This window comes from Pseudolabrys sp. (assembly GCF_050250095.1).
Lineage (GTDB): Bacteria > Pseudomonadota > Alphaproteobacteria > Rhizobiales > Xanthobacteraceae > Pseudolabrys.
This window is the reverse complement of the sequence record NZ_JBFWPH010000002.1, coordinates 309,531-329,916: the sequence shown is the minus strand read 5'-3', so window position 1 is coordinate 329,916 and position 20,386 is coordinate 309,531. Positions and strand designations below refer to the sequence as shown.

General features: G+C 63.7%; 19 protein-coding genes. 3 read left to right on the top strand and 16 right to left on the bottom strand.

Annotation, left to right across the window (positions count from 1 at the left end):
• Window positions 1-34: 34 nt before the first annotated feature.
• The gene (locus AB7F10_RS06905; protein WP_428559290.1) at window positions 35-667 is read left to right on the top strand and encodes a response regulator transcription factor; all 633 of its coding nucleotides are present in this window, start codon (window positions 35-37) and stop codon (window positions 665-667) included.
• Here AB7F10_RS06905 and AB7F10_RS06900 read toward each other — a convergent pair.
• The 3 genes from AB7F10_RS06900 to AB7F10_RS06890 form a co-directional block, all read right to left on the bottom strand.
• Window positions 664-2,478: an ATP-binding response regulator gene (locus tag AB7F10_RS06900; RefSeq protein WP_428559292.1), complete on the bottom strand. Its 1,815-nt coding sequence runs from the start codon at window positions 2,476-2,478 to the stop codon at window positions 664-666. The two genes, AB7F10_RS06905 and AB7F10_RS06900, sit on opposite strands and share 4 nt — an antisense overlap.
• Window positions 2,479-2,592: 114 nt before the next feature.
• On the bottom strand, window positions 2,593-3,087 hold the full coding sequence (locus AB7F10_RS06895; protein ID WP_428559294.1) for a hypothetical protein: 495 nt from the start codon (window positions 3,085-3,087) through the stop codon (window positions 2,593-2,595).
• A 101-nt stretch (window positions 3,088-3,188) separates the two neighbouring features.
• A complete protein-coding gene (locus AB7F10_RS06890; RefSeq protein ID WP_428559296.1) occupies window positions 3,189-4,421 on the bottom strand; it encodes an alpha/beta hydrolase family protein in 1,233 nt (410 codons plus the stop codon).
• A 151-nt stretch (window positions 4,422-4,572) separates the two neighbouring features.
• On the opposite strand from AB7F10_RS06890, the gene AB7F10_RS06885 reads away from it, so the two are divergent.
• A complete protein-coding gene (locus AB7F10_RS06885) occupies window positions 4,573-5,256 on the top strand; it encodes a GntR family transcriptional regulator (RefSeq protein ID WP_428559298.1) in 684 nt (227 codons plus the stop codon).
• Between the two features lie 23 nt (window positions 5,257-5,279).
• Here the strand turns inward: AB7F10_RS06885 and AB7F10_RS06880 are convergent, their stop codons facing one another.
• From AB7F10_RS06880 to AB7F10_RS06820, 13 genes are all read right to left on the bottom strand, one after another.
• Window positions 5,280-6,605: an aspartate aminotransferase family protein gene (locus tag AB7F10_RS06880; protein WP_428559300.1), complete on the bottom strand. Its 1,326-nt coding sequence runs from the start codon at window positions 6,603-6,605 to the stop codon at window positions 5,280-5,282.
• Between the two features lie 200 nt (window positions 6,606-6,805).
• Window positions 6,806-8,197, bottom strand: a complete 1,392-nt coding sequence (locus AB7F10_RS06875; protein WP_428559303.1) for an amidohydrolase family protein — start codon at window positions 8,195-8,197, stop codon at window positions 6,806-6,808.
• Window positions 8,197-9,033, bottom strand: coding sequence for an ATP-binding cassette domain-containing protein (locus AB7F10_RS06870; RefSeq protein WP_428559306.1), 837 nt, complete (start codon window positions 9,031-9,033; stop codon window positions 8,197-8,199). The genes AB7F10_RS06875 and AB7F10_RS06870 overlap by 1 nt, the downstream gene beginning before the upstream one ends.
• Entirely contained in the window at window positions 9,030-10,946 is a 1,917-nt protein-coding gene (locus AB7F10_RS06865) for a dipeptide/oligopeptide/nickel ABC transporter permease/ATP-binding protein (protein ID WP_428559308.1), read from the bottom strand. The genes AB7F10_RS06870 and AB7F10_RS06865 overlap by 4 nt, the downstream gene beginning before the upstream one ends.
• On the bottom strand, window positions 10,943-11,887 hold the full coding sequence (locus AB7F10_RS06860; protein WP_428559310.1) for an ABC transporter permease: 945 nt from the start codon (window positions 11,885-11,887) through the stop codon (window positions 10,943-10,945). Before AB7F10_RS06860 ends, AB7F10_RS06865 begins: the two co-directional genes overlap by 4 nt.
• 58 nt (window positions 11,888-11,945) lie before the next feature.
• A complete protein-coding gene (locus AB7F10_RS06855; RefSeq protein ID WP_428559312.1) occupies window positions 11,946-13,442 on the bottom strand; it encodes an ABC transporter substrate-binding protein in 1,497 nt (498 codons plus the stop codon).
• 369 nt (window positions 13,443-13,811) lie between these two features.
• Entirely contained in the window at window positions 13,812-14,363 is a 552-nt protein-coding gene (locus tag AB7F10_RS06850; RefSeq protein WP_428559314.1) for a cupin domain-containing protein, read from the bottom strand.
• Window positions 14,364-14,529: 166 nt separating this feature from the next.
• Entirely contained in the window at window positions 14,530-15,651 is a 1,122-nt protein-coding gene (locus AB7F10_RS06845) for an FAD-dependent monooxygenase (protein ID WP_428559316.1), read from the bottom strand.
• Between the two features lie 25 nt (window positions 15,652-15,676).
• On the bottom strand, window positions 15,677-16,429 hold the full coding sequence (locus tag AB7F10_RS06840; RefSeq protein ID WP_428559318.1) for an SDR family oxidoreductase: 753 nt from the start codon (window positions 16,427-16,429) through the stop codon (window positions 15,677-15,679).
• Window positions 16,430-16,445: 16 nt separating this feature from the next.
• Window positions 16,446-16,808 (bottom strand): hypothetical protein, encoded by a 363-nt coding sequence (locus AB7F10_RS06835; protein ID WP_428559320.1) that lies wholly within the window; start codon window positions 16,806-16,808, stop codon window positions 16,446-16,448.
• Between the two features lie 10 nt (window positions 16,809-16,818).
• Window positions 16,819-17,769, bottom strand: a complete 951-nt coding sequence (locus tag AB7F10_RS06830) for a VOC family protein (protein ID WP_428559322.1) — start codon at window positions 17,767-17,769, stop codon at window positions 16,819-16,821.
• Window positions 17,770-17,833: 64 nt separating this feature from the next.
• Window positions 17,834-18,355 carry a cupin domain-containing protein gene (locus tag AB7F10_RS06825; protein WP_428559325.1) on the bottom strand — a complete coding sequence of 174 codons (522 nt, stop codon included), beginning with the start codon at window positions 18,353-18,355 and terminating at the stop codon, window positions 17,834-17,836.
• A 54-nt stretch (window positions 18,356-18,409) separates the two neighbouring features.
• Window positions 18,410-19,279, bottom strand: coding sequence for an IclR family transcriptional regulator (locus AB7F10_RS06820; RefSeq protein WP_428559327.1), 870 nt, complete (start codon window positions 19,277-19,279; stop codon window positions 18,410-18,412).
• Window positions 19,280-19,601: 322 nt separating this feature from the next.
• On the opposite strand from AB7F10_RS06820, the gene AB7F10_RS06815 reads away from it, so the two are divergent.
• On the top strand, window positions 19,602-20,369 hold the full coding sequence (locus tag AB7F10_RS06815) for an ABC transporter ATP-binding protein (RefSeq protein ID WP_428559329.1): 768 nt from the start codon (window positions 19,602-19,604) through the stop codon (window positions 20,367-20,369).
• Window positions 20,370-20,386: the final 17 nt, after the last annotated feature.

Sequence of the window (20,386 nt, the reverse complement as noted above, 5' to 3'; positions counted from 1 at the left end):
GGTGGACGGCTACGCCAGACAGCTATCGCGCGCCATGAAACTCCTGATTGTCGACGATCATTCGATGGTACGCGCAGGCCTCGCCGCGCTGCTCGAACAGCCGCGATACAGCATGTCGGTCCTCTTGGCGAAGGACGCCAGGGAAGGCCTCGACGTCGTCGACGCCAATCCGGACATCGAGGTCGTGCTGCTCGACATTTCAATGCCGGAGATTGACGGCATCGCCGCGCTGAAAGAGTTCGGCAAGATCCGGCCCGACCTTCCCGTCATCCTGCTCGCCGCCTCGGAAAATCCGGGCGACATCCGCCGCGGACTGGCGGCCGGCGCGCTGGGCTATGTGCCGAAATCCTCAAGTCCCGAAACGCTGCTGTCAGCCATCCGGCTTGTCATGTCGGGCGAGGTCTACGTTCCGCCGGTCATGCTGCGCAGCGACAGCAACGGCGGCGGGGCCGCCGGCTCGCTCCACCATATCGCGACGCCGCTCACCAAGCGGCAGATCGAAGTGCTGCGCCTTCTCGACCGCGGACTTTCGAACAAGGCGATCGGCCGCGAGCTTCAACTCGCCGAACGGACGGTGAAGGCTCATATCACCGCGATCTTCAAGTCGCTCCGGGTGACCAATCGCGCGGACGCCGTCGCCTTCGCGCGCCGCGCCAGCGTTCTTTAGACCGGCCTCCCCTCGTCCGGCTTGGTGAGGTTCGTGATTGCGGCGCGCAACCGCGCGTTCGAAATCGGCTTGTGCATCAGGAAGCACCCGCTGGCCGCCGCCTCGCGCAGGCGGTCCGGCGCCGTATCGCCCGTAATCAGGATCGCCGGCAACCCGCCATCGAAACGCTCCCGCAGGCGTTTGATGGCATGCAGACCGTTCTCGCCGCCGCGCAGACGGTAGTCGGAAATCACGAGATCGGGCGGCGTCTTCATGCCGTCGATTTGCGCGATGATATCGTCGCCCGATCCCGCGGCGACGACGGCGTGCCCCCATGCGCCAAGCAACGCCTGCATGGCGACCTGGATTTCAGGTTCGTCGTCGATCACGAAGATCCGCAACTTTCTCTGAAAGTCGAATACCGCAGAGTCGTCCGGCACCCCGTGCGGCATCTCGATCGCCTCGACCGAAAGTGGCACCGAAACCTTGAACGCCGATCCCTTGCCCTGCACGCTCTCCAGTGTCACCGGCATGTGAAGGATGCCCGACAGACGCCGCACGATCGCGAGACCGAGACCGAGGCCGCGCGTGCGGCTGCGTTCGGAATTTCCGACCTGAAAAAACTCCTGAAAAATCAACTCACGATGCGCTTCGGAAATCCCCGGCCCGGTGTCCCAGACCTCGATCGACAGCCGTTTTCCTCGCCGGCAGCCGATCAATATTCGTCCTGCCTCGGTGTAACGCGCCGCATTCGAAATCAGATTTCTGAGAATGCGTTCGAGCAGCACGGGATCGGCTTCGACAATGGCGCTGCTGTGCATCAGCCGGACATCGACATTCTTGCGATCCGCCACCTGCCGCTCGTCCCGGCAGATGCGCTCCAGAAGCGGTGCAATCGGGAACGGACGCGGCCGCGCATCGACGATACCGGCATCGAGCCGGGAAATATCGAGAATCGAATTGAACAGACCGCCGAGCGAGTCGACCGATCCTTTGATCTGCCCGACCAGCCGCCGCGCATCGCTGCTCATCGGCTGGCCGGCGAGCGCGCCGACGAACATTTCGATCGCATGCACCGGCTGGCGCAGATCGTGGCTTGCCGCGGCGAGAAAGCGCGACTTCGCGACATTGGCCGCCTCGGCGACTTCCTTCTGTTGCCGAAGACTGTTGGCCAGCGACAAATTCTCGAATTGCAGCGACAGCGATTCAACCAGGATGCGGCTGAAGGTGCGCGCCAGCATCGCCATGATGACGATCCACAACAGACTCAGGATGGCGTAGGTCCAATGCAAGGTGTCGCTCTGGAACATCGACCAGATGACCGTCGGCACCATCATCGGAAACAGGCTGCAGTAGTAGGCCGGCAGGAATGTGCCGAACGCGGTGATCGAACCGGCGGACATGCCGGCGGCGGTCAGGAACACCAGCAATTGCAGATCGGCGCGACCGTCGACCATCAGAAACAACGTCGCCGATCCCCACGCGACGCCGCCGGCGAGCGCGCTCAACGTTGCCGCAATTCCCCATCGCCGCCAGTCGGCGTGTTCGGGCTTTGCCCGCGCATAGGCGCGCAGGAGCACGAACCGGCCCGCAATGCTCGTTCCGACCAAAGCGTCAAAGATCAGCATCGACCGGAGGGGAATGCCGCCAATGTAGAAAAGCATTCCCGCCAGGATCACCGCGGCGAACAGGCTGCCGAACGCGCCCGGCGCCGCGTTACGATAGAATGCCGCAACCTGCTCGAAACGCAGAAAGTCGAGTTGCTCGCGGGACATCGCCGCCCGGCCGGGCTTTGGACGATGACTGGAGAAGATGTCGGCGAGATGCGCCATGACTATCCGCGAAACACGCGGTCATCGCTGGCGATGACCGGACGACGAGGCTCTGATCCTAGTTTCCCGGCGGTGTCGCGGATAGCGGTATTACCCGCCGGCGATGCCCGACGCTCAGCGCTTGGGCTCTGGCACCGGCTTCGGCGCCGGATTGATCGAACCGGTCAGGTCCTCCGGCGAACAATCCTTGGGAGCGCCCGGCGCGGCGCAGGGGTTAGCCATCTCGGTCGGCGTTTTTATCAGCGCGTAGCCCTGGATCGCCGACGCATTGGCGGCCAGCGTCGTCGTACGCGACTGGCCGATCCGGGCGCGGCAATTGGCGTAAGCTTGCGCTTCGGACCTGTTCGGACCGACAGTGGCTGCCGAATAGCGGCACAGAGCCTCGTCGTCGGCGACGATGCTTGCCGGTTGTGAGGAGCAATTCGCCAGCGCGACCAATGCCAGCGCGGCAACCGCCCATGAAAGTCCGATAGTTCGTTGCACCGCCCACCCCAAACCCGGCCGTTGCGGAGCCGGGTTCGACGGCAACGCTATTGGATCGGCAAAACGAATTCCATTGTCCCCCGCCGCTTTGCCAGTGGAAACCTTCGAACTTTCGACGCCGCCCACGCAGGCGCCGCGCGCCGCAGTGGCGAGCGGAAGCGTCCGTGGCTTCGCCCTAAGCTATTGTCCCTGAAAGACAAACATCGACGCCGCTATCGGCGCTCCCGCTAGACCAGCGGATTGAAGCTGGTCTTCAGCAAGGCGCGCTGGTCGATGCCGAACTTGTCCGCCAGCCAGTCGGCCAGGATTTCCTGTCCGATGGTCGGGTTGTCATGCTGGCAATGCTCGGCGCCGGTCTCATCCGGCTGCACCAGACGGAACGTGACATCGACGCCATGCTTGAGCGCATAATCGCGCGCCTTGGTGGCGGCCGACACGGTGAGCACGTCGTAGCCGCCATGGACGATGAGATAGGGGCACCGCATCTTCTGAAGATGGCCGTCCAGCGTGAAAGCCTTGGCCTTCTCCATCGCCTCTTTCATGGTCTTCGCGCCGAGAACCCATTTGATGTGCATGGCAAGACCGAAGTCCTCACCCTTGTCCTTCCACATCTCGTGCACGTCCCAGATCGCGCCATGCGAGATGCAGGCGGCGAGCCGGTGCTCGTAGCAGCCGGCGCGCGCCGCGTAGTAGCCGCCGAGCGACGAGCCGCATAATGCGATGCGTGAGGCATCGACATCCGGCCGTTTCTCGAGCCAGTCGATGCATTTGCTGATCGCCGCTTCGGAATCGTGACGGCTGTGAATTTTGTGACGGCGTAGCGTGCCGCCCTGTCCGGGGCCGTCGATCATCAGCACCGAGATGCCGCGTTGCAGGCAGCCATGCGCCTGCATGAACCACATCTCGTCCTTGATGGAGTCGAGACCGCCCATGCAGATCAGCACGGGAAGTTTCTTGCCGGGAAACGGCGCGCGGACAAAGTAAGCGCAGATCGGCTTGCCGTCCTCATAAGGAATGTCGACCGCCTCACCCGGCGGATTGAGATAGCCGATGAACTTCTTGGAACAAGCCTCCATCGCCTCGAAGGTCGGCAGCCGGCGCGGATCGTTTGGCTCGAGATGGAATTCGGCCTGACGGTAGTAGTCCGCCGCGCGCAAAAAGCAGTTCATCGCGGTGCGGATATGGCCGAGTTTTTCTTCGTCGAGGCCGCGCTGCCAGTTCCGGTCGGCGATGCGCTTCCATTCGACGTGCCAGCTTTCCAGGCTGCCCGGCTCCATGCGCGAGGCGGCGAGGAAAATCTCAGAGACCGTGCCACCGCCCTCCTGGCTTTCGCCGAGGCCGCGCCGGAACTGATAGGCGAGCCACGGGTGTTCGGGCCAATGGTGCCAGCCATAGGGCTCATAGTGAGGCAGCCTGTTCTCAGTGATCTGCTCAATCGCGCCGTCGGCAAACCCAGCCATATCGCAACCTCCAGACTTGGATCCTCCTCAAGATTGAGTACAATCCTTCCATTGGTCAAGCTTTTGTATACATTGCTCCCCCATGAGTCGCGCTTTGACCGGGCTTACAGAGCCCACCGCACCCACACGCGCCCTGACACGGTCCATTTCGGTGGCCGACCGCATCCGGTCCGCCGTGCTGTCCGGTGACTTTCCGCCCGGCGCACGCCTGCACGAAATGCGGCTGAGTGAATTGCTGGCGGTGTCGCGCACGCCGATCCGCTCGGCGCTGCAAACGCTGGCCAGCGAAGGCCTGCTCGACTACGCGCCGAACCGCGGCTATTCGGTGCGCGCGTTCCAGATTTCGGAGATCGTCGACGCCTACGACATCCGCGCCAATCTCGAAGCGATGACGGCGAAATTCGCCGCCGAGCGCGGGCTGAGCGACGAGCACCGTCGCAACATCGAAGCGGCGCTGGCGCGGGGCGACGCCCTGCTGACCAAAACATCGCTCACCGACCTCAACCGAATCGAGTTCGGCGAAATCAATGTCATCATCCACGATACGATTCACGAGGCCGCCCGCAGCCGGATGCTGGGCGAGATGCTGCGGCTCTGCGAACGGGTTCCGCAGTCGTCGGTCAGCAATGTGGTTGCATTCGAATTCATCAACATCGTCGACCGGCACGACGATCATCACAAAATCTACGATGCCATCGTCGCGCGGAACGCCGCACGCGCCGAAAGCCTGATGCGCGAGCACGTCGCCAGCATCAAGATCGGGCTGGTCCGCTCGCTGACCGGACGCGAGCCGGCCGGCCTCGCCGAGCGCCTTCAGGTTGCCGGAGCCCGCTGAAGCCGGCGCCGGGAAACAGGGCGTTACTTCACGCCCAGGAGAACCTTTCGCAGGACTGCCATGAGCTGCCCGATCTGCTCGACCGTGATGGTAAGCGGCGGCGACAGCGCGATGATGTCACCGGCGGTCCGGAAATAAAGGCCGCTGTTGAATGCTGCGACCAGCGCATCGTAGCCGCGTGCGCCCGGCGCACCCGGACGGCTGCCGAGTTCGATGGCGCCGATCAGGCCCAGATTACGGATGTCGATCACGTTCGGCAGATCGCGCAGCGAATGCAACGCATCGGCCCAGACATCCGCGATCGCGTTGACGCGCGTCAGCAACTGCTCGCGGTCGTAAATGTCGAGCGTCGCAAGGCCCGCGGCGCAGGCGATCGGATGGCCCGAATAGGTGTAGCCGTGGAACAGCTCGATGATCTGTTCCGGCCCCTTCATGAAGGCGTCGTAGATGCTGTCGCGCGCGAACACCGCGCCCATCGGCACGGTGCCGTTGGTGATGCCCTTGGCGGTGGTGATCATATCCGGCGTCACGCCGAAATACTGCGATGCGAACGGCTGGCCGAGCCGGCCGAAGCCGGTGATCACTTCGTCGAAAATCAGCAAAATGCCGTGCTTGTCGCAGATCGCCCGCAACGCCTCGAGATAACCGACCGGCGGCACCAGCACGCCGGTCGAGCCCGCGACCGGCTCGGCGATCACCGCCGCGATCGTCTCGGCGCCGTGCAGCGCGATGAGGTCGAGTAGCGCATCGGCGAGATGCGCGCCCCAGGCAGGCTGCCCGCGCGAGAAGGCGTTCGCCTGAAGATTATGTGTGTGCGGCAGATGATCGACGCCGGCGAGCAGCGAGCCGAACGCGCGGCGGTTGTTGACCATGCCGCCGACGGAGGTGCCGCCGAAGCCGACGCCGTGATAGCCGCGCTCGCGCCCGATCAACCGCGTGCGATGGCCTTCGCCGCGCGCGCGATGATAAGCGAGGGCGATCTTGAGTGCGGTGTCGACCGATTCCGATCCCGAATTGGTGAAAAACACGCGGCCGAGCCCGTCGGGCGCGAGTTTCGCCAGCCGTGTCGCGAACTCGAAGGCCTTGGGATGGCCCATCTGGAACGACGGCGCGTAATCCAACTCATCGAGCTGCTGCGCCACCGCGTCGGTGATCTCGCGGCGGCCGTGCCCCGCATTGACGCACCACAGACCGGCGGAACCGTCGATCACGTCGCGGCCATCGACCGTGCGGTAGAACACGCCGCTCGCCCCGCTGAACAGGCGCGGCGCGGCCTTGAACTGCCGGTTTGCGGTGAACGGCATCCAGTAGGCGGCAAGGTCGAGTTCGTTTTTCAAGCTGGCGGTCATGATGGCGTCCCGGCGGATCGCGATGGAAGAACTGCAATTCAACGTCGCATGCCGAAATTCGGCCTGAACAGCCTATTTCTTGCAGCGGCTAAGCACTTGATTTCACTGATACGAACCGCACCGTTGTGCAGAGTTGTGAACATCGAGAAACACGCGGCAGGGCAAGCCGAACGGGCCTGCCGAACCGCATGCCAGCGTCGCTAGTTCACCGCGCTCGCACCCCAATTCCAATAGGTCTTGTTGTACTTGCCGGGCTGCTCGCCGGCGCGCTGATAGATGCGATCGCGAGCGGCGATGCGCTCCGACAGCATCTTCGGCATGTCGACGCCGATCATCTTGCGATCACGCTTGCGAAACTGGCCCGCGACCATCACCGAGTGAATGTCGCCGAGCGAGCTGTTGGTGACGATGTGACCCGCAGGGTCGCCCTCGCCGCGGCCGAAGTCGCGGGTGTCGAGCAGCACGATGTCGGCCTGGAAGCCTGGCGTGATCTGACCTACGACATCGCCGACGCCATTCGCCTCAGCGCCGTTAGTGGTGACGAACCGCAGGATGTCGCGCGGCGACAAGGTCGGCACGCCTTCCCGCCGTGTAATCGGGAACTGGCCTTCGTGACGCTCGACGATGCCGTCCATGTAACGCTGGAGGAAAAACAGCAGCCGCATCTGCGCGATCAGGCCGTAATTCATGATGACCGGCACGTCGATACCGAGCCCGATCTTGACGCCGCGGCGGTGGCAGCGGGCGACCATGCTCATCGAGCGGCGGCCGGCATAGGTTTCGGCCTCGGGCTGTGTGGTGAGGAAGCCGCCAACGCCGCCGAGATAATCGATGTCTTCGTCCGTCATGTAGTTGCCGTGCGCCGGCATCAGGTCGGCGGCCAACTGGCCGCTCTTGTACAAATGGGTGACCTCGCCCGCCTTGTTGCAGTGCCAGGACATCCGCACGCCGAGTTCTCGCGAGAACGCGATTTCGCGCGCGATCCGCTCCTTCGAATCGTTCGTGACTTCGGAGAGGCAGACCGCGAGCCGCAGCAGGCTTTCCGGGCTGTTGTCGATCATGCCCTTGACGCGTTCGATATCGGAGAAGCGCCCCTCCGACGGCTTGAGCGCCTGCTTGCCGCTGTGGTCGGTGCCGCGCAGGTCGTAGCCGAAGGTTGCGCGGATGCCTGCCGCCTTCAACGCCGCCATCGCGGCGTCGGCGTGCTCGCTACTCCGGATACAGTGGCTGTAGTCGAAGATCGAGGTGACGCCGGCCGAGAGCGACTCGATCGCGCCGGCATAGATGCCGGCGTAGACGTCCTCGGCGTTGGTATAGCTGACCAGCGGATGGATGTTGGTGAAGTATTCCATCCCCCAGGCATCGAAGATGCGCCCCTTGAACGGCGTCTCCCACATATGCGTATGGGTGTCGGCCATGCCCGGCATCACGATCATGCCGGTCGCATCAACCACGTCCGCGCCGTCGGCAGCGAGACCGGACCCGACTTTGGCGATTTTCGTTCCATCGACCAACACATCGGCGTTCTCGATGTCGCCGAGCTTGTCGTTGCACGACATCACGACGCCGTTCTTGAACAGAACCTTGCTCATCACTGTACTCCCGGTATTTCGGCATCTCTGGCGCGCCGGCGCGGCTCGAGCGAAGGCACCGACGCCAGCAGGATCTTGGTGTATTCGGCCGCGGGCTGCGTATAGAGCGTCTCGGTCGGGCCTGTTTCGACGATGACGCCGCGGTGCATAACGGCAACGATATCGGCCACCTGCCGCACCACGGCAAGATCGTGCGAAATGAACAGGTAGGCCAGATTGAGATCGCGCCGCAGATCCGCCAGCAGGTTCAGAATCTGGCTCTGCGTCGAGACGTCGAGCGCACTGACCGGCTCATCGCAAACCAGCAGCCGCGGTTTCGGCGCCAGCGCGCGCGCAATGGCGACGCGCTGCTGTTGCCCGCCGGACAGTTCGCCCGGATAGCGGTTCAGGTGATAGGACGGCAAGCCGACCTGATCGAGCAATTCGGCGGCCTGCGCGGCAGCCTGCGCACCGGCCACGCCGAAATGCCGCTTGAGCACCTGCATCAGCGTATCGCGCACCGTCCGTCGCGGATTGAGTGACGAGCGCGGATCCTGAAATACCACCTGCACGTCGCGGCGAAAGCTCAGCGGCGTACGGCGGCCGAACGCCGTCACGTCCTGTCCGTCGAAAACAATCGAGCCGCGGCTCGGCGTCACCAGGCGCAGGATCGCGCGGCCAATCGTCGTCTTGCCGGACCCGGATTCGCCGACGAGCGCAAAACCCTGCCCTGCCGCGATATCGAAGGAAACGCCCTTGACCGCATCGAAGCTTCGCCGGCGGCCGGGAATGATGCTGCCGCCACCGTAGTAGGTGATGGCAAGATCGCGAACCTGGAGCAACGGACTATCGGTCATCGTTCGACCGCCAGTTGCAATTCATGAGCACGGATGCAGCGCACGCCGTCCGCCAGATGCACTTTGCCGGCGGCGCACCGTTCGATCGCGAAGCCGCAACGCGGGGCAAAACGGCAGCCAGCCGGCCATTCCCACGGCGGCGGCACCGCCCCCGGAATCGTCGGCAGCCGCCCGGCGGGAGCCTCGTTGCGTGGCGTCGCCTTGAGCAAGGCATGCGTATAGGGATGCCGTGGCCGGCGAAGAACGCTGGCAACGGGTCCCTCCTCGACGATTTCGCCGGCGTACATCACGACGACGCGGTCGCAGGTTTCCGCCACGACGCCGAGGTCGTGCGTGATCAGCAGAACGGCGGTGTCGTATTCCGACGACAAGCGGCCGAGCAGCTTCAGCACCTGCGCCTGCACGGTAACGTCGAGCGCGCTGGTCGGCTCATCCGCGATGAGCACCTTCGGCTCGCAGCTCAGCGCCATCGCGATCATCGCGCGCTGCGCCATGCCGCCGGAGAATTGATGCGGATAGTCGTTGATGCGTTTGGCGGCGTCGGGGATGCCGACAAGATCGAGAAGTTCGACAGCCCGGCGCGTCGCCTCCTCGCGGCCGAGACCGCGATGGGTCTGCAGCGGCTCGATGATCTGCTGGCCGACCGTGTGAACCGGCGAAAAGGCGCCGACCGGGTCCTGGAACACCATGGCGATTTCCGAACCGCGCAGCCGTGCGGCCTCGCGTGGTGAAATCGCCATCAGATCGCGATTGCCGAGCCAGACCTGCCCGTTGCGGCGCGCGATCGCCGGCAGCAAGCCGATCATCGCCATGCCGGTGGTCGACTTGCCGCTGCCCGATTCTCCGACCAAACCGACGGTTTCGCCGTGGCGGAGGCCGATCGCGACGTCCGACAGCACGTCGAACAAGAGGCCGCTGTCGGTAGCATAGCCGACGGACAGGCCGGTGGCGGCCAGCACGGTCGCGTCATCGACTGCCGGCTTGGCGGCAGCCGCAGCGCGCCGTCGTCCCGCTTCGCGCGGTCTGCGATGCACGGACCGGCGGCGGCCCATCAGCGCGTCCCGCAACGTATCGCCCGAAAAGTTGAACAGCAGCACCGCGAACATGATGGCGAGGCCCGGCGGCAACGTCATGAACGGGTTCACCATCTGATACTTGCGCGCCGCATCGAGCATGCTGCCCCAGTCGGGCGTTTCGGCATCGAGACCGAGGCCGAGAAAACTCAGCATCGTGACCAGCATGATCGCGGAGCCGAGCATCAACGCGGATTCGACGATCAGCGGTCCGGCAACGTTCGGCAGGATTTCCCGGAACAGGATGCGCAATGTCGACAGACCGCCGACTCGCGCGGCATCGACATAGAGCAGTTCGCGCTCCCGCAGCACGAGCCCCCGCGCAATACGCAACAGGATGATGCCGAACACGATGGCGACGGCGATCGCGGTCTGCAGGGTGCCGCGCCCGAGGATCGCGATCACCGCGAAGGCAAAAATCAGCGACGGGATCGACTGCGCGATATCGGTGAGCCGCATCACGATACGGTCCCACCAGCCGCCGAAATAGCCGATCACCAGACCGATCGGCACACCGAGCAGGATCGCCAGGGCGACCGCTTCCAAAGAGGTTTCGACCGCGGTGGTCGTGCCATAAAGAAGGCGGGACAGCGTATCGCGGCCAAGCTCGTCGGTGCCCAGCCAATGCAAAGCCGACGGACCCTGAAGGCGATTCAGCACATCCGTGTCGTTGGGATCGTAGGGCGCGAGCAACGGCGCAAGCAATCCGACCGCGAGCAACAGTCCGGTGCCGGCGACGCACACCGCGGTCAACGGTCGACGCAGAATAGCGGCCAGCGAAAGAGAGGAAGCCGGAAGCACCGCGGTGGCGCCGTGAGCGGGATCGGTGACGGTGCTCATTGGGGGCGAATCCGCGGGTCGAGCAGCCCGAGCGCAATGTCGACGACGAAATTCACCAGAATCAAAATCGTCGCGATCACGAGGATGGCGCCCTGCAACAACGGAAAGTCGCTGGTGATCACGGCATTGACCATCAGCGTCCCGAGCCCCGGCAGCACAAAGACCTTCTCGATGACCGGGCTGATCGCCAGCAGCACGGCGACCTGGATGCCGATCACCGGCACGATCGGCACCAGCGCGTTCTTCAGCATGTAGCGCCGGGCAATCAGCCGCGCCGGCGTACCCCGCGCACGCGCCGCGGTGATGTAAGCCGAATCCATCACGTCGATCACCGCGCCGCGCATGTGGCGTGAAATCACGGCGACGCCATGAACCGACAGCGCGAAGCACGGCAGAATCAGCCCGAGCGCCCAGCGCACCGCATCGTCCGCAAAAGGCGTGTAGCCCGCCACCGGAACCAGCCGCAGTTTCACCGCGAACAGAAAGCCGAGCAGCAGCGCGAGCCAGAAGCTCGGCGTCGCGAGCGCCACGGAGACACCGGTGTTGACCAGCCGGTCGGCCCACGAGCCGGGACGCAGCCCGGCGAACGAGCCGATCAGCACGCCGAGAATGACGGCAAGCGCGCTCGCGCCGGCAAGCAAAAACAGCGTCACCGGCAGCGCCTCCCCGATCATCGCGATCACAGGCTTGTGCGCGAAGATCGACTGACCGAGGTCTCCGCTGACGAGCCGCGCGCTCCAGTGCCACAGCTGCAGCAGGATCGGTTGGTCGAGCCCCAAGTCGCGCGCGAGCGCGAGTTTCTGCTCCGTGGTCGCACCGTCGCCGAGCGCCAGCACGACCGGGTCGGTGGGTGACAGATGGACAAGGCTGAACGCAAAGGCGGCGGCAAGGAACAGCGACGCCACGGACATTGCAACGCGCAACGCAATGAGCTGCAGCATCGTACCGCCGTTCCTTGCCTTAAGCCTCTGCGGAGAAGCGGTGAGTCGATCCGCCCTGCTACTTGATCAGTTTCACCTCGTCGTAGCGCAGTGTCGAGGCCCGCAGCACCGTGGTCGGCACGCCGGTGATTTTCTTCGGGTCGTAGGCCCAGCTCGTGAACACCTCGTGGAACCCGCAATCGAGCGCGTGATCCTGGATGTACTTCATCACCGCTTGCCAGCCCTTGTTCTGGGCATCTTCGCCTTCCGCCTGCAGCGCCTTCTTCGCCAGCGCGTCAAGCTCCGGGACATCGACGCGATACGGATTGCCGGTTCCCTTGGGACCGAAGCGGAACTGGTAATAGTCGAGCGGACCGATGTCCTCGGTCGAGCTCGAGTTCACCTGCATCGGATATTTGTCCGTCTGGTAAAAGCTGAAGTACTGGCCGGTCGTCATCAATTGCGGCTTGGCGTCGATGCCGATCTGCTTCATCTGCTGCGCCAGCAGCAGAACGGCCGTGTGGTTGTTGGCGAACATCGGCAGCGTGAACGAGATTTTCGGATTGCCGGCCGCCGCCATATACTTCTTCGCGGCGTCGACGTCGTGCTTGTAGCCCTTGAGCTCCGGATTGTAGCCGGGCAGCCCCTTGCGCATCTTCTGCGGCACCGCCGTCGCCTGACCGTTGTAGCCGGCCTTCACGACGGCATCCATGTCGATCGCCGAGCAGATCGCCTTGCGCACGTTCTCGTCGGCGAAGGTGTTGCGGCGGTCGAGAAACAGGATGTGCTGCACCAGCACCGGCGTTCCGGTCGTCTTCAGGCCCTGCGCGGTCGCGGCCGGAAACTGCGACGGATCGAGTTCGGTGACCTGAACATAACCCGAGATCAGCGCGTTCAGCGCCACGCTCGGATCCTGCAGCACATGCACGACGATCGACTCGACGCCGACATTGTCCTTGTTCCAGTAGCGATCGAACAGACGGAAGACTTCCTTGGTGCCGAGCTGCGAAGCGGCGGCGTCATAGGTCCACGGACCGGTGCCGGAGGCGGTGGCCCAGTTCTTCTTCTCGATCGCCGCCGGAGACACCATGAAGGCGCCGCGCGAGGCCAGCCGTTGCAGCAGGGTCGGCGACGGCTCCGACAAGTGGAATACGAGGTGGGTATCGTCCTTGATTTCGATGCTGCTGACCGGCGCAAACCCGACGGCCCACTGGGTGCCGGACGTCTTGATCCATTCGATGTTCTTTTTCACCGCCTCGGCGTTGAACGGCGTGCCATCGTGGAAGACGACGCCGGGCCGCAAGGTCAGTTCCAGCTTGTCGGTCGACAGCTTCCACTGCGTCGCAAGGCTCGGCTGCAGCGTGAAGCCGTCGGGCGCGGCCTTCACCAGGCCCTCATAGACGATGCCGGTATAGGTCTGGTTCGGCTTCACCAGCGGATTCCAGTTGTTGAGCTGGATCACGGTGCCGTAATTCAAAGTGCCCTGCGGGCTGGCTTCCACCGCGCTCGTCAAGGCGATCGCGACAACGCCGGCGGCCAACACCGCCTTCGACACGGCTTTCATAACGATGGTCATCTGAAGTCCCCTCTGTCCTTTTTTTCCGAGCGCAGATGCCGCGCTCCATTTTTATCCGAGCGCCAGCACCGCGCTCCGCCGCCCGACCGGCTCCGCCGCCTCGCTCGGCGACGTGACTGTTTTGGCTTGCCCGCCGGCTCCACGCCGCCGAACTGCTACGAAAGACTGAAGGGCGATTGCTGCTTTGAACAGCCTATTTGTTTCCGGCTCTAACCCATTGATTTCCATCGCGCTCAACCGCGCCTCGTTCACGATCCTGAACAACAGCACCAGACCCGTTTCGGCTCGCAATTTCGCGTGCGGCGCGCTGTCGCGGCGATGCGCCGGCGCTCGCTTTTGCAGTTGTGGAGCGGCGGCCGCGCGACCGGACTAAAAGGTCGGCGGCGTACAGGCGCTGATCAGTTCGCACGGACCGTCGCCGACATTGCGGAAACGGTGCGGACGACGGCTGGCAAAAAAATACGCATCGCCCGGCGACAGCACGCGACGCTGACTATCGACCATCACCTCGAGACGCCCGCGGATGATGATGCCGCCCTCCTCGCCGTCATGCGTCAGCAAAACGCGGCCGGTGTCAGCTCCGGGTTCATAGTGTTCCTTCAAAATCTGCAGCTGCCGGTCGACCAGGTTCGTACCGACCTGCCGATAGGAGATCGGACCCTGCCCGATTTCGACCAATTCCTCCGAACGCCAGAACAATTGATCGGCCTTGTTCGGCGTGAGTGCGAAAAACTCGGACAGGCCGATCGGAACGCCGTCCAGCACACGCTTGAGCGCGCCGACCGACGGATTCATCCGGTTCGACTCGATCAGCGACACCGTGGCGTTTGTGACGCCGGCGCGGCGCGCGAGTTCGCGCTGAGACATGCCGCTCTGCATGCGAATGAAACGAAGCCGCGCCCCGACATCGACCGCCGCCATGATCGAACCCTTCCGCACTGTTCACGATCATAGACATGATGCACCGAGCGCCATGAAATGCAAGCGCGGCTCAAATCGATAATGCCTTGATTTCAATACTTTCAGAACCGGACCGTTTGGCTGCAGTTCAGGATCGCAAACGTGCCGCGAATGCCGCTGGCCGTGCTCACGCCGGATCGAGCGGCGCTTCGCTCGCGACGTAGCCGTACACCCAGTCGGCATTACCGCCCTGCTTGAGCCACTCGTTGCCCCGCGATCCGAGTTGCACGCGCGCGGTGCGTTCCTTGCGTGCGTTCTCGTAACGCTTGAGCGCCGCCGGCGCTTCGGCGCGCGGCACGCCCGCGAGCGCGCGGCCGAGCACCACCGCATCCTCGATCGCCATGCAGGCGCCCTGCGCCATGAACGGCGTCATCGGATGACATGCATCTCCGACCAGCGTCACATTCCCGGCGGACCACGCCGGCAGCGGATCGCGCACGTAAAGCGCGGACTTCATCACGGCATCGCAGGCATCCAGCAGAGCGCGCGCCTCGCGATGAAAATCCGCATAGACCGCGCGCAGCTCCGCCACATCGCCCGGCATCGTCCAGGATTCATGACGCCAGTCGTCCTGCACCGTGGTGGCGAACACGAACGTCTCGCGTCCGCGATTGAGCGGGAACGTCACGATCTGCCGGTCGGGCGTCGGGCCCCACCATTTGGTGAAAGCGTCGAGGTTGGGCACGTCGAGCTTTGCGCGATCGACGACGGCGCGATACGACACAAGACCGGTGAATTGCGGATGTTCGGCCCCAAACAGCGCGGTGCGTGTCGGCGAATGAATGCCGTCGGCCCCGACCAGCACGTCGACCGACCGCACCTCGCCATTTGCAAAACGTACGCGCGGCGTATCGCCCGTTTCGATGCCGGTAACGCGGTGGCCGAGCAGGACGTTGCTTTCAGGAATGCGCCCGCGCAGGGCGTCGAGCAGATCGGCGCGATGAATGGTGAGTTGGGGGGCACCGTATTTGCGCTCAGCCTCGCCGGCCATTTCGAGGCGCGAGGTTTCCTCGCCGGTATCCCACATCCGGCTGATGCGATGGGTCGGCTGCGCGCCTTTTTCAACCAGCGCTTCGAATACGCCGAGGCTCTTGAGCGCCCGCACCGCGTTCGGCGTCAGATTGATGTCCGCACCCACGCGCCGGTAATCCGCCGCCTGTTCGTAGACCTCGACGTCGTGGCCGCCGGCGCGCAACGCGATCGCCGATGCCAGACCACCGATGCCGCCACCGTTGATGCCGATTTTCATGTCTCTTTACTCAAACTGCCTGGGATCAATGCATCGAAAAACCGCCGTCGACAGCGAGCGTCTGGGCGGTGATGAACTTGGAGTCGTCCGACATCAGAAACACCACGACACCATCGAGGTCGTCGGGCTGCTGAGTCCGTTTCAGGATGGCGCGCGACGCATAATCGTTCCAGCGGTCCTGCGGAATGTCCTTGGTCGCCTCACCCATCGTCAGGCCCGGCAACAGACAATTGACGCGGATCATCCGCTCGCCGAATTCGCGCGCCAGCGAGCGCGTCATGCCGACGATTGCCGACTTGCTGGTGACGTAGTGCAGAAGCCTGGGAGGTCCCCAGTAGATAGTGTCGGACGACACGGTAACAATCGAACCGCCGTTGCGCATTTTCGGCCCAAGCGCGCGGATCGTCAGCCAGGTGCCGCGCACATTGATCGCCATCATCCGATCCCAGACCTCGGGCGTGATCTCGTCATAGTGCTTGCCGCCAACATTGTTCGCCCAGCCGGCATTGGCAACGACACCATGAATTCCGTCACACCCTTTGGCGGCTTCCGCCGCCATAGCGGCGACCGACGCCTCCGACGAGATATCGGTTTGCACGAAACGCGCGTCATAGCCGGCGGCTTTCAGTTTGGCTTCGGCCGCCGCTCCCAGCGCCGCGTCGATCTCGGCGACGATCACCGAAGCACCCTCGCGGCAAAGCCGTTCGGCGAAGGCGAAGCCGAGACCGCGGCCAGACCCTGTGACGACGATGCGTTCTCCGGAAAATCGTTTACTCATCGTTCCCGCGTGTCCTTCAAATCCCGTCGGCTTCGGTGCCCAACGCAAACTGGAAATAATTTTCGTCGCCGCCGATTTCATAGAGGGTCACCGACGCGCCGCCACCGGCCCGGCCAGTGAACGGCTCGCCGCCAACCGCCCCCTCGAAACGAATGTCGTCCGTCAGCGTCAGATCGATCGGGCCGCGCCCGTCCGACAGTACGATCTGCCGGCCATCGAACCGCGCGACGAGCCCGGTCGTGACGTCGCGGAACCCCCCATCGGCCGTTGCGATATCGTAGGTTTCACCGGTCCCGAGCGAATGCACCCGCAACGGATAGCGGCCGCACCGGCGCCGGTGCGCCTCAACGGCAATGATGCGGCGCAGATCCGGACTCATGGTCGGTGCCTTACGGGTGACCGCGGCCGCTCTTGTCGAAGCCGGCCGCCTGACGGCGAGTGTTGCCGTCGATGCCGCCGACGATCGCCCATTCGGCGAACAGTTCCGGCTTGCGCTCGAAGGTCTGCGACTTCCAATCCTCGGTGCAGAAATCCTCGTCCGCATAATATTCGAGCGGCGCGGCCAGCGGATTCTCGAAATACCAGAAATAGGCAGAGGAGATCGGGTGCCGGCCCGGACCGATTTCGGTCTTCCAGCCCTTTTTGCTCATTGCGATGCCGCCGCCGATCAATTCGTGGATGTCGGTGACGGTAAAGGCGACGTGGTTGATGCCGGGCTTGCCCGGACGGTTCAGCACAAACGTGTTGTGATGGTCGCCGACCTTCTGGCAGCGCATGAAGACGCCGTGATTGGGATATTCATCGCTGATCGAGAAGCCGAGCTTCTCGGTATAGAACGCGCGCATCGCCGCGAAATCAGAACCGAACAGCACGATGTGGCCGATATTGATCGGGTGCGCCTGCGTATGGATCGGCGAGCGCGTGTTGACGCGCTGATGCGAGCCCGGCGCGTTCGGCATCGTCGGCGCGACCTTCATCGGCGTGCGTTTGCTGACGCGGAACGCGAGGCTCATGCCGTTGGGGTCCTTGACCCGAGGCAGTCCATCGGCGCCCGTGGTGAAGCTGTCGAGCGAGCGAAGGCCGGCGAGCGTCTTTTCAAGCTCCTCCTCATTGGCCGCGCCCCAGATCACCTCGCGCACGGTGTTGCCCTGTTCAATCGGAGCCGCCAGGTCCTTCGCGTCCTTCGGACGCACGATCACCTCGGCGCCGTCGCGGGTGCGATAGACCAGTTTGTCGGCGCTACCCGACGCCAGCGCGACACCCCAGTCGTCGAGGAAGCGCTTTGCCTCCGCCATATCGGCCACGCCGAACACAACGGCATCGATACCCATCAACGACATGATCTCAACTCCTGTTATCAGGCGTCTGCGGCGCACCGCCATAACAGCGGCGCGCCGCCAATTCTCAGCGCTTGACCTTCGAGAGCGGGTGCTCCGGCGGATAGGTCGGCGTGACAGGCTTCGGCGATCCGATCATCACCATCATGATCGCGTCTTCATCGCCGACATTGATTTCGCCACGATAGACGCCGGGCGGGACCGAAACGCAATCCCGCTCGCCGAGGATCGTCTCGAAATACTCGCCATCCTTCTCCACCATCACCTTGACCTTGCCGCGCAGCACGAAGAACACCTCTTCGGCGTCGACATGCAGATGCATCGGGCCTTCGCCGCCCGGCGGGATGACCATATTCGACAGCGTGAAGTGCTCGGCGGGGATCACATTGGTGTCTTTGGCAACGCCGGTGCCACCGGTGCCGATAAAGCGCTTCTGCGCGCGGCGGTATTTCGGATCGAAGTCGGCCTGGAACTTCAGGGCGTTCCAGTCGTACTGACGCTCGGAAACCCGCGCGACGCGGCTTTTCATCCACTGCTCGAAAGTTGCGCCTTCCGGGCGGTCCCAAGACCTTTTCGTGACGTCGTCCATGTACCTACTCCTTCGTTTTGCGGCTGGCGCGGAACGCCGACCGCGTCTGGTCTGTCAGCCTGTCGACCGCCGTGAGCCGGCGGCCGTGTTGAAAGCGTCGGACTGGTGGCCGAGATCGCTGGAAATCGCCTGTGCGGCGGCGATCACATCGGCCTTGAGCGGCCCGTAAAGCTCGGAATCGTTGGTCAGCAGCGCGACGGTCGAGATGTTGATCGCCGCTACGATATGTCCGGCAATGTCGCGGACCGGCGCTGCGATGCTGGCGACGCCGGGCTCGTAGACCGACTTCTGCACCACGACGCCAGCTTTACGGTCCTCCGCCAGCTGCTCGATCAGGCTGTTCAACGACGCGCGCTCGTCCCTGCGGGAAAACTCCTCATTGCGGTAAAGCTCCCTCACCTCATCTGCCGCGATCCCGGACAACAGGATGCGCCCCATCGTGGTCAGCCGCGCCGGCAGGCGCGTGCCGACATTGACGGTGCTGGCAATGGTGCGGCGGGTCGCGATGCGCGCGAGATAAACGACATCGCGGCCGTGCAGCTCGCCGAGATGGGCCGACCAGCCGGTGCGATCGCGCAGCCGCACGAGATGCGGCGTGGCGATCTCCACGACATCGCGCGAAGCCAGATAACTATAGCCAAGCTGGAGAACCTGAGAGCCGAGCGTATAGGTCTTGGCCTCGGCGTCGAAGGTGACAAAGCCGAGATGGCTCAGCGTATAGAGCAATCGATAAGCCGACGAGCGGGTGATCTTCTGGTCGGCGGCGATCTCGGATAACGACAATGGCGACCGCGCCTCGGAAAACGAGCGCAGGATCGACATGCCGCGCATCAGCGCCGGCACCAGATATCGAGTCGCACCGTCGTCGGCGGAAGCGACCGCTTTCTTCTTGCGCTGGGACAAAGCGTCACGCCGCCTGGTCATAGAGAACCGCGCCGTCATTTGTTTTATTAGCGAAACCTCGTATAGTATACGAACTTTCTGCCGTGCCGTCAAAGCGGAATTTCCGTAACGATTTCCGGCACCGCACGGCACTGCACAAATTCCACTCTCGCGTTTGCTCATGCAGCACGCAGCAATTCCGCATCGGCGCGTCCGTGCAAAACCACTACCGCGTTGCGCCGACGGTTGACTCTCCCCGCCCGTTCAGATTTGAATTGTGCAAAATACGAACGATCTGTTCAATTATGAACAGACAAACGGGAGCGCCATCGACGTGTCAACGGGAACACCGAGTGTTTTGCATTTGCAGGACGTCGTCCGACAGTTTCCCGGACGCGCCGCCGGCGCATCGCCATTCGTCGCGGTCCGCGACCTGACCTTCGCCATCGGCCAGGGCGAATTCGTTTCGATCGTCGGACCGTCCGGCTGCGGCAAGAGCACCCTACTCAATCTCGTCGCGGGGCTCGATCACCCGAGCGAAGGCACCGTCTCGCTTAACGGCGTCGAAGTGACCGGCCCGAATTCCAGCGTCGGCTTCATGCTGCAGAAGGATCTGCTGCTGCCCTGGCGCACGGTCCTGCACAATGTCGAATTCGGCCTCGAGGCGCGCAACATGAGCGCGGCCGAACGGCGCGAGCGCGCGATGCGTGAACTCAAGCGCTGCCGGCTCACCGATTTCGCCGACCGATACCCCTATCAGATTTCCGGCGGACAGCGGCAGCGCGCGGCGCTCGCCCGTACGCTCGCGATCAATCCTGATGTGCTGCTGCTCGACGAGCCGTTCTCCGCGCTCGACGCGCAGACCAAGCTCGTCCTGCAAAAGAGCTTCGCCGAAACCATCGCGGGATCGAGCCTGACCACGCTGCTCATCACGCACGATCTCTCCGAAGCGGTCGCGATGTCGGACCGTATTCTGGTGATGAGCGACCGTCCCGGCCGTATCGTCGAAGAAATCGACGTCGGCCTGCCGGATCGCAATAACCCCATCGCCCGCGTCGCGACGCCGCGCGCGAGCGAAATCGTCGCTCATCTGTTTCATTCGCTGCACATAGAAGACCGTGTCGATGCATGATCGCGGCCGCGTGCCGC

Excerpts from the sequence above, each read along its gene's own strand:
- AB7F10_RS06905 (WP_428559290.1), top strand. The coding sequence starts at position 35 with ATGAAACTCCTGATTGTCGACGATCATTCGATGGTACGCGCAGGCCTC.
- AB7F10_RS06900 (WP_428559292.1), bottom strand. The coding sequence starts at position 2,478 with ATGGCGCATCTCGCCGACATCTTCTCCAGTCATCGTCCAAAGCCCGGC.
- AB7F10_RS06890 (WP_428559296.1), bottom strand. The coding sequence starts at position 4,421 with ATGGCTGGGTTTGCCGACGGCGCGATTGAGCAGATCACTGAGAACAGG.
- AB7F10_RS06880 (WP_428559300.1), bottom strand. The coding sequence starts at position 6,605 with ATGACCGCCAGCTTGAAAAACGAACTCGACCTTGCCGCCTACTGGATG.
- AB7F10_RS06875 (WP_428559303.1), bottom strand. The coding sequence starts at position 8,197 with ATGAGCAAGGTTCTGTTCAAGAACGGCGTCGTGATGTCGTGCAACGAC.
- AB7F10_RS06870 (WP_428559306.1), bottom strand. The coding sequence starts at position 9,033 with ATGACCGATAGTCCGTTGCTCCAGGTTCGCGATCTTGCCATCACCTAC.
- AB7F10_RS06865 (WP_428559308.1), bottom strand. The coding sequence starts at position 10,946 with ATGAGCACCGTCACCGATCCCGCTCACGGCGCCACCGCGGTGCTTCCG.
- AB7F10_RS06860 (WP_428559310.1), bottom strand. The coding sequence starts at position 11,887 with ATGCTGCAGCTCATTGCGTTGCGCGTTGCAATGTCCGTGGCGTCGCTG.
- AB7F10_RS06855 (WP_428559312.1), bottom strand. The coding sequence starts at position 13,442 with ATGACCATCGTTATGAAAGCCGTGTCGAAGGCGGTGTTGGCCGCCGGC.
- AB7F10_RS06850 (WP_428559314.1), bottom strand. The coding sequence starts at position 14,363 with ATGGCGGCGGTCGATGTCGGGGCGCGGCTTCGTTTCATTCGCATGCAG.
- AB7F10_RS06845 (WP_428559316.1), bottom strand. The coding sequence starts at position 15,651 with ATGAAAATCGGCATCAACGGTGGCGGCATCGGTGGTCTGGCATCGGCG.
- AB7F10_RS06840 (WP_428559318.1), bottom strand. The coding sequence starts at position 16,429 with ATGAGTAAACGATTTTCCGGAGAACGCATCGTCGTCACAGGGTCTGGC.
- AB7F10_RS06835 (WP_428559320.1), bottom strand. The coding sequence starts at position 16,808 with ATGAGTCCGGATCTGCGCCGCATCATTGCCGTTGAGGCGCACCGGCGC.
- AB7F10_RS06830 (WP_428559322.1), bottom strand. The coding sequence starts at position 17,769 with ATGTCGTTGATGGGTATCGATGCCGTTGTGTTCGGCGTGGCCGATATG.
- AB7F10_RS06825 (WP_428559325.1), bottom strand. The coding sequence starts at position 18,355 with ATGGACGACGTCACGAAAAGGTCTTGGGACCGCCCGGAAGGCGCAACT.
- AB7F10_RS06820 (WP_428559327.1), bottom strand. The coding sequence starts at position 19,279 with ATGACCAGGCGGCGTGACGCTTTGTCCCAGCGCAAGAAGAAAGCGGTC.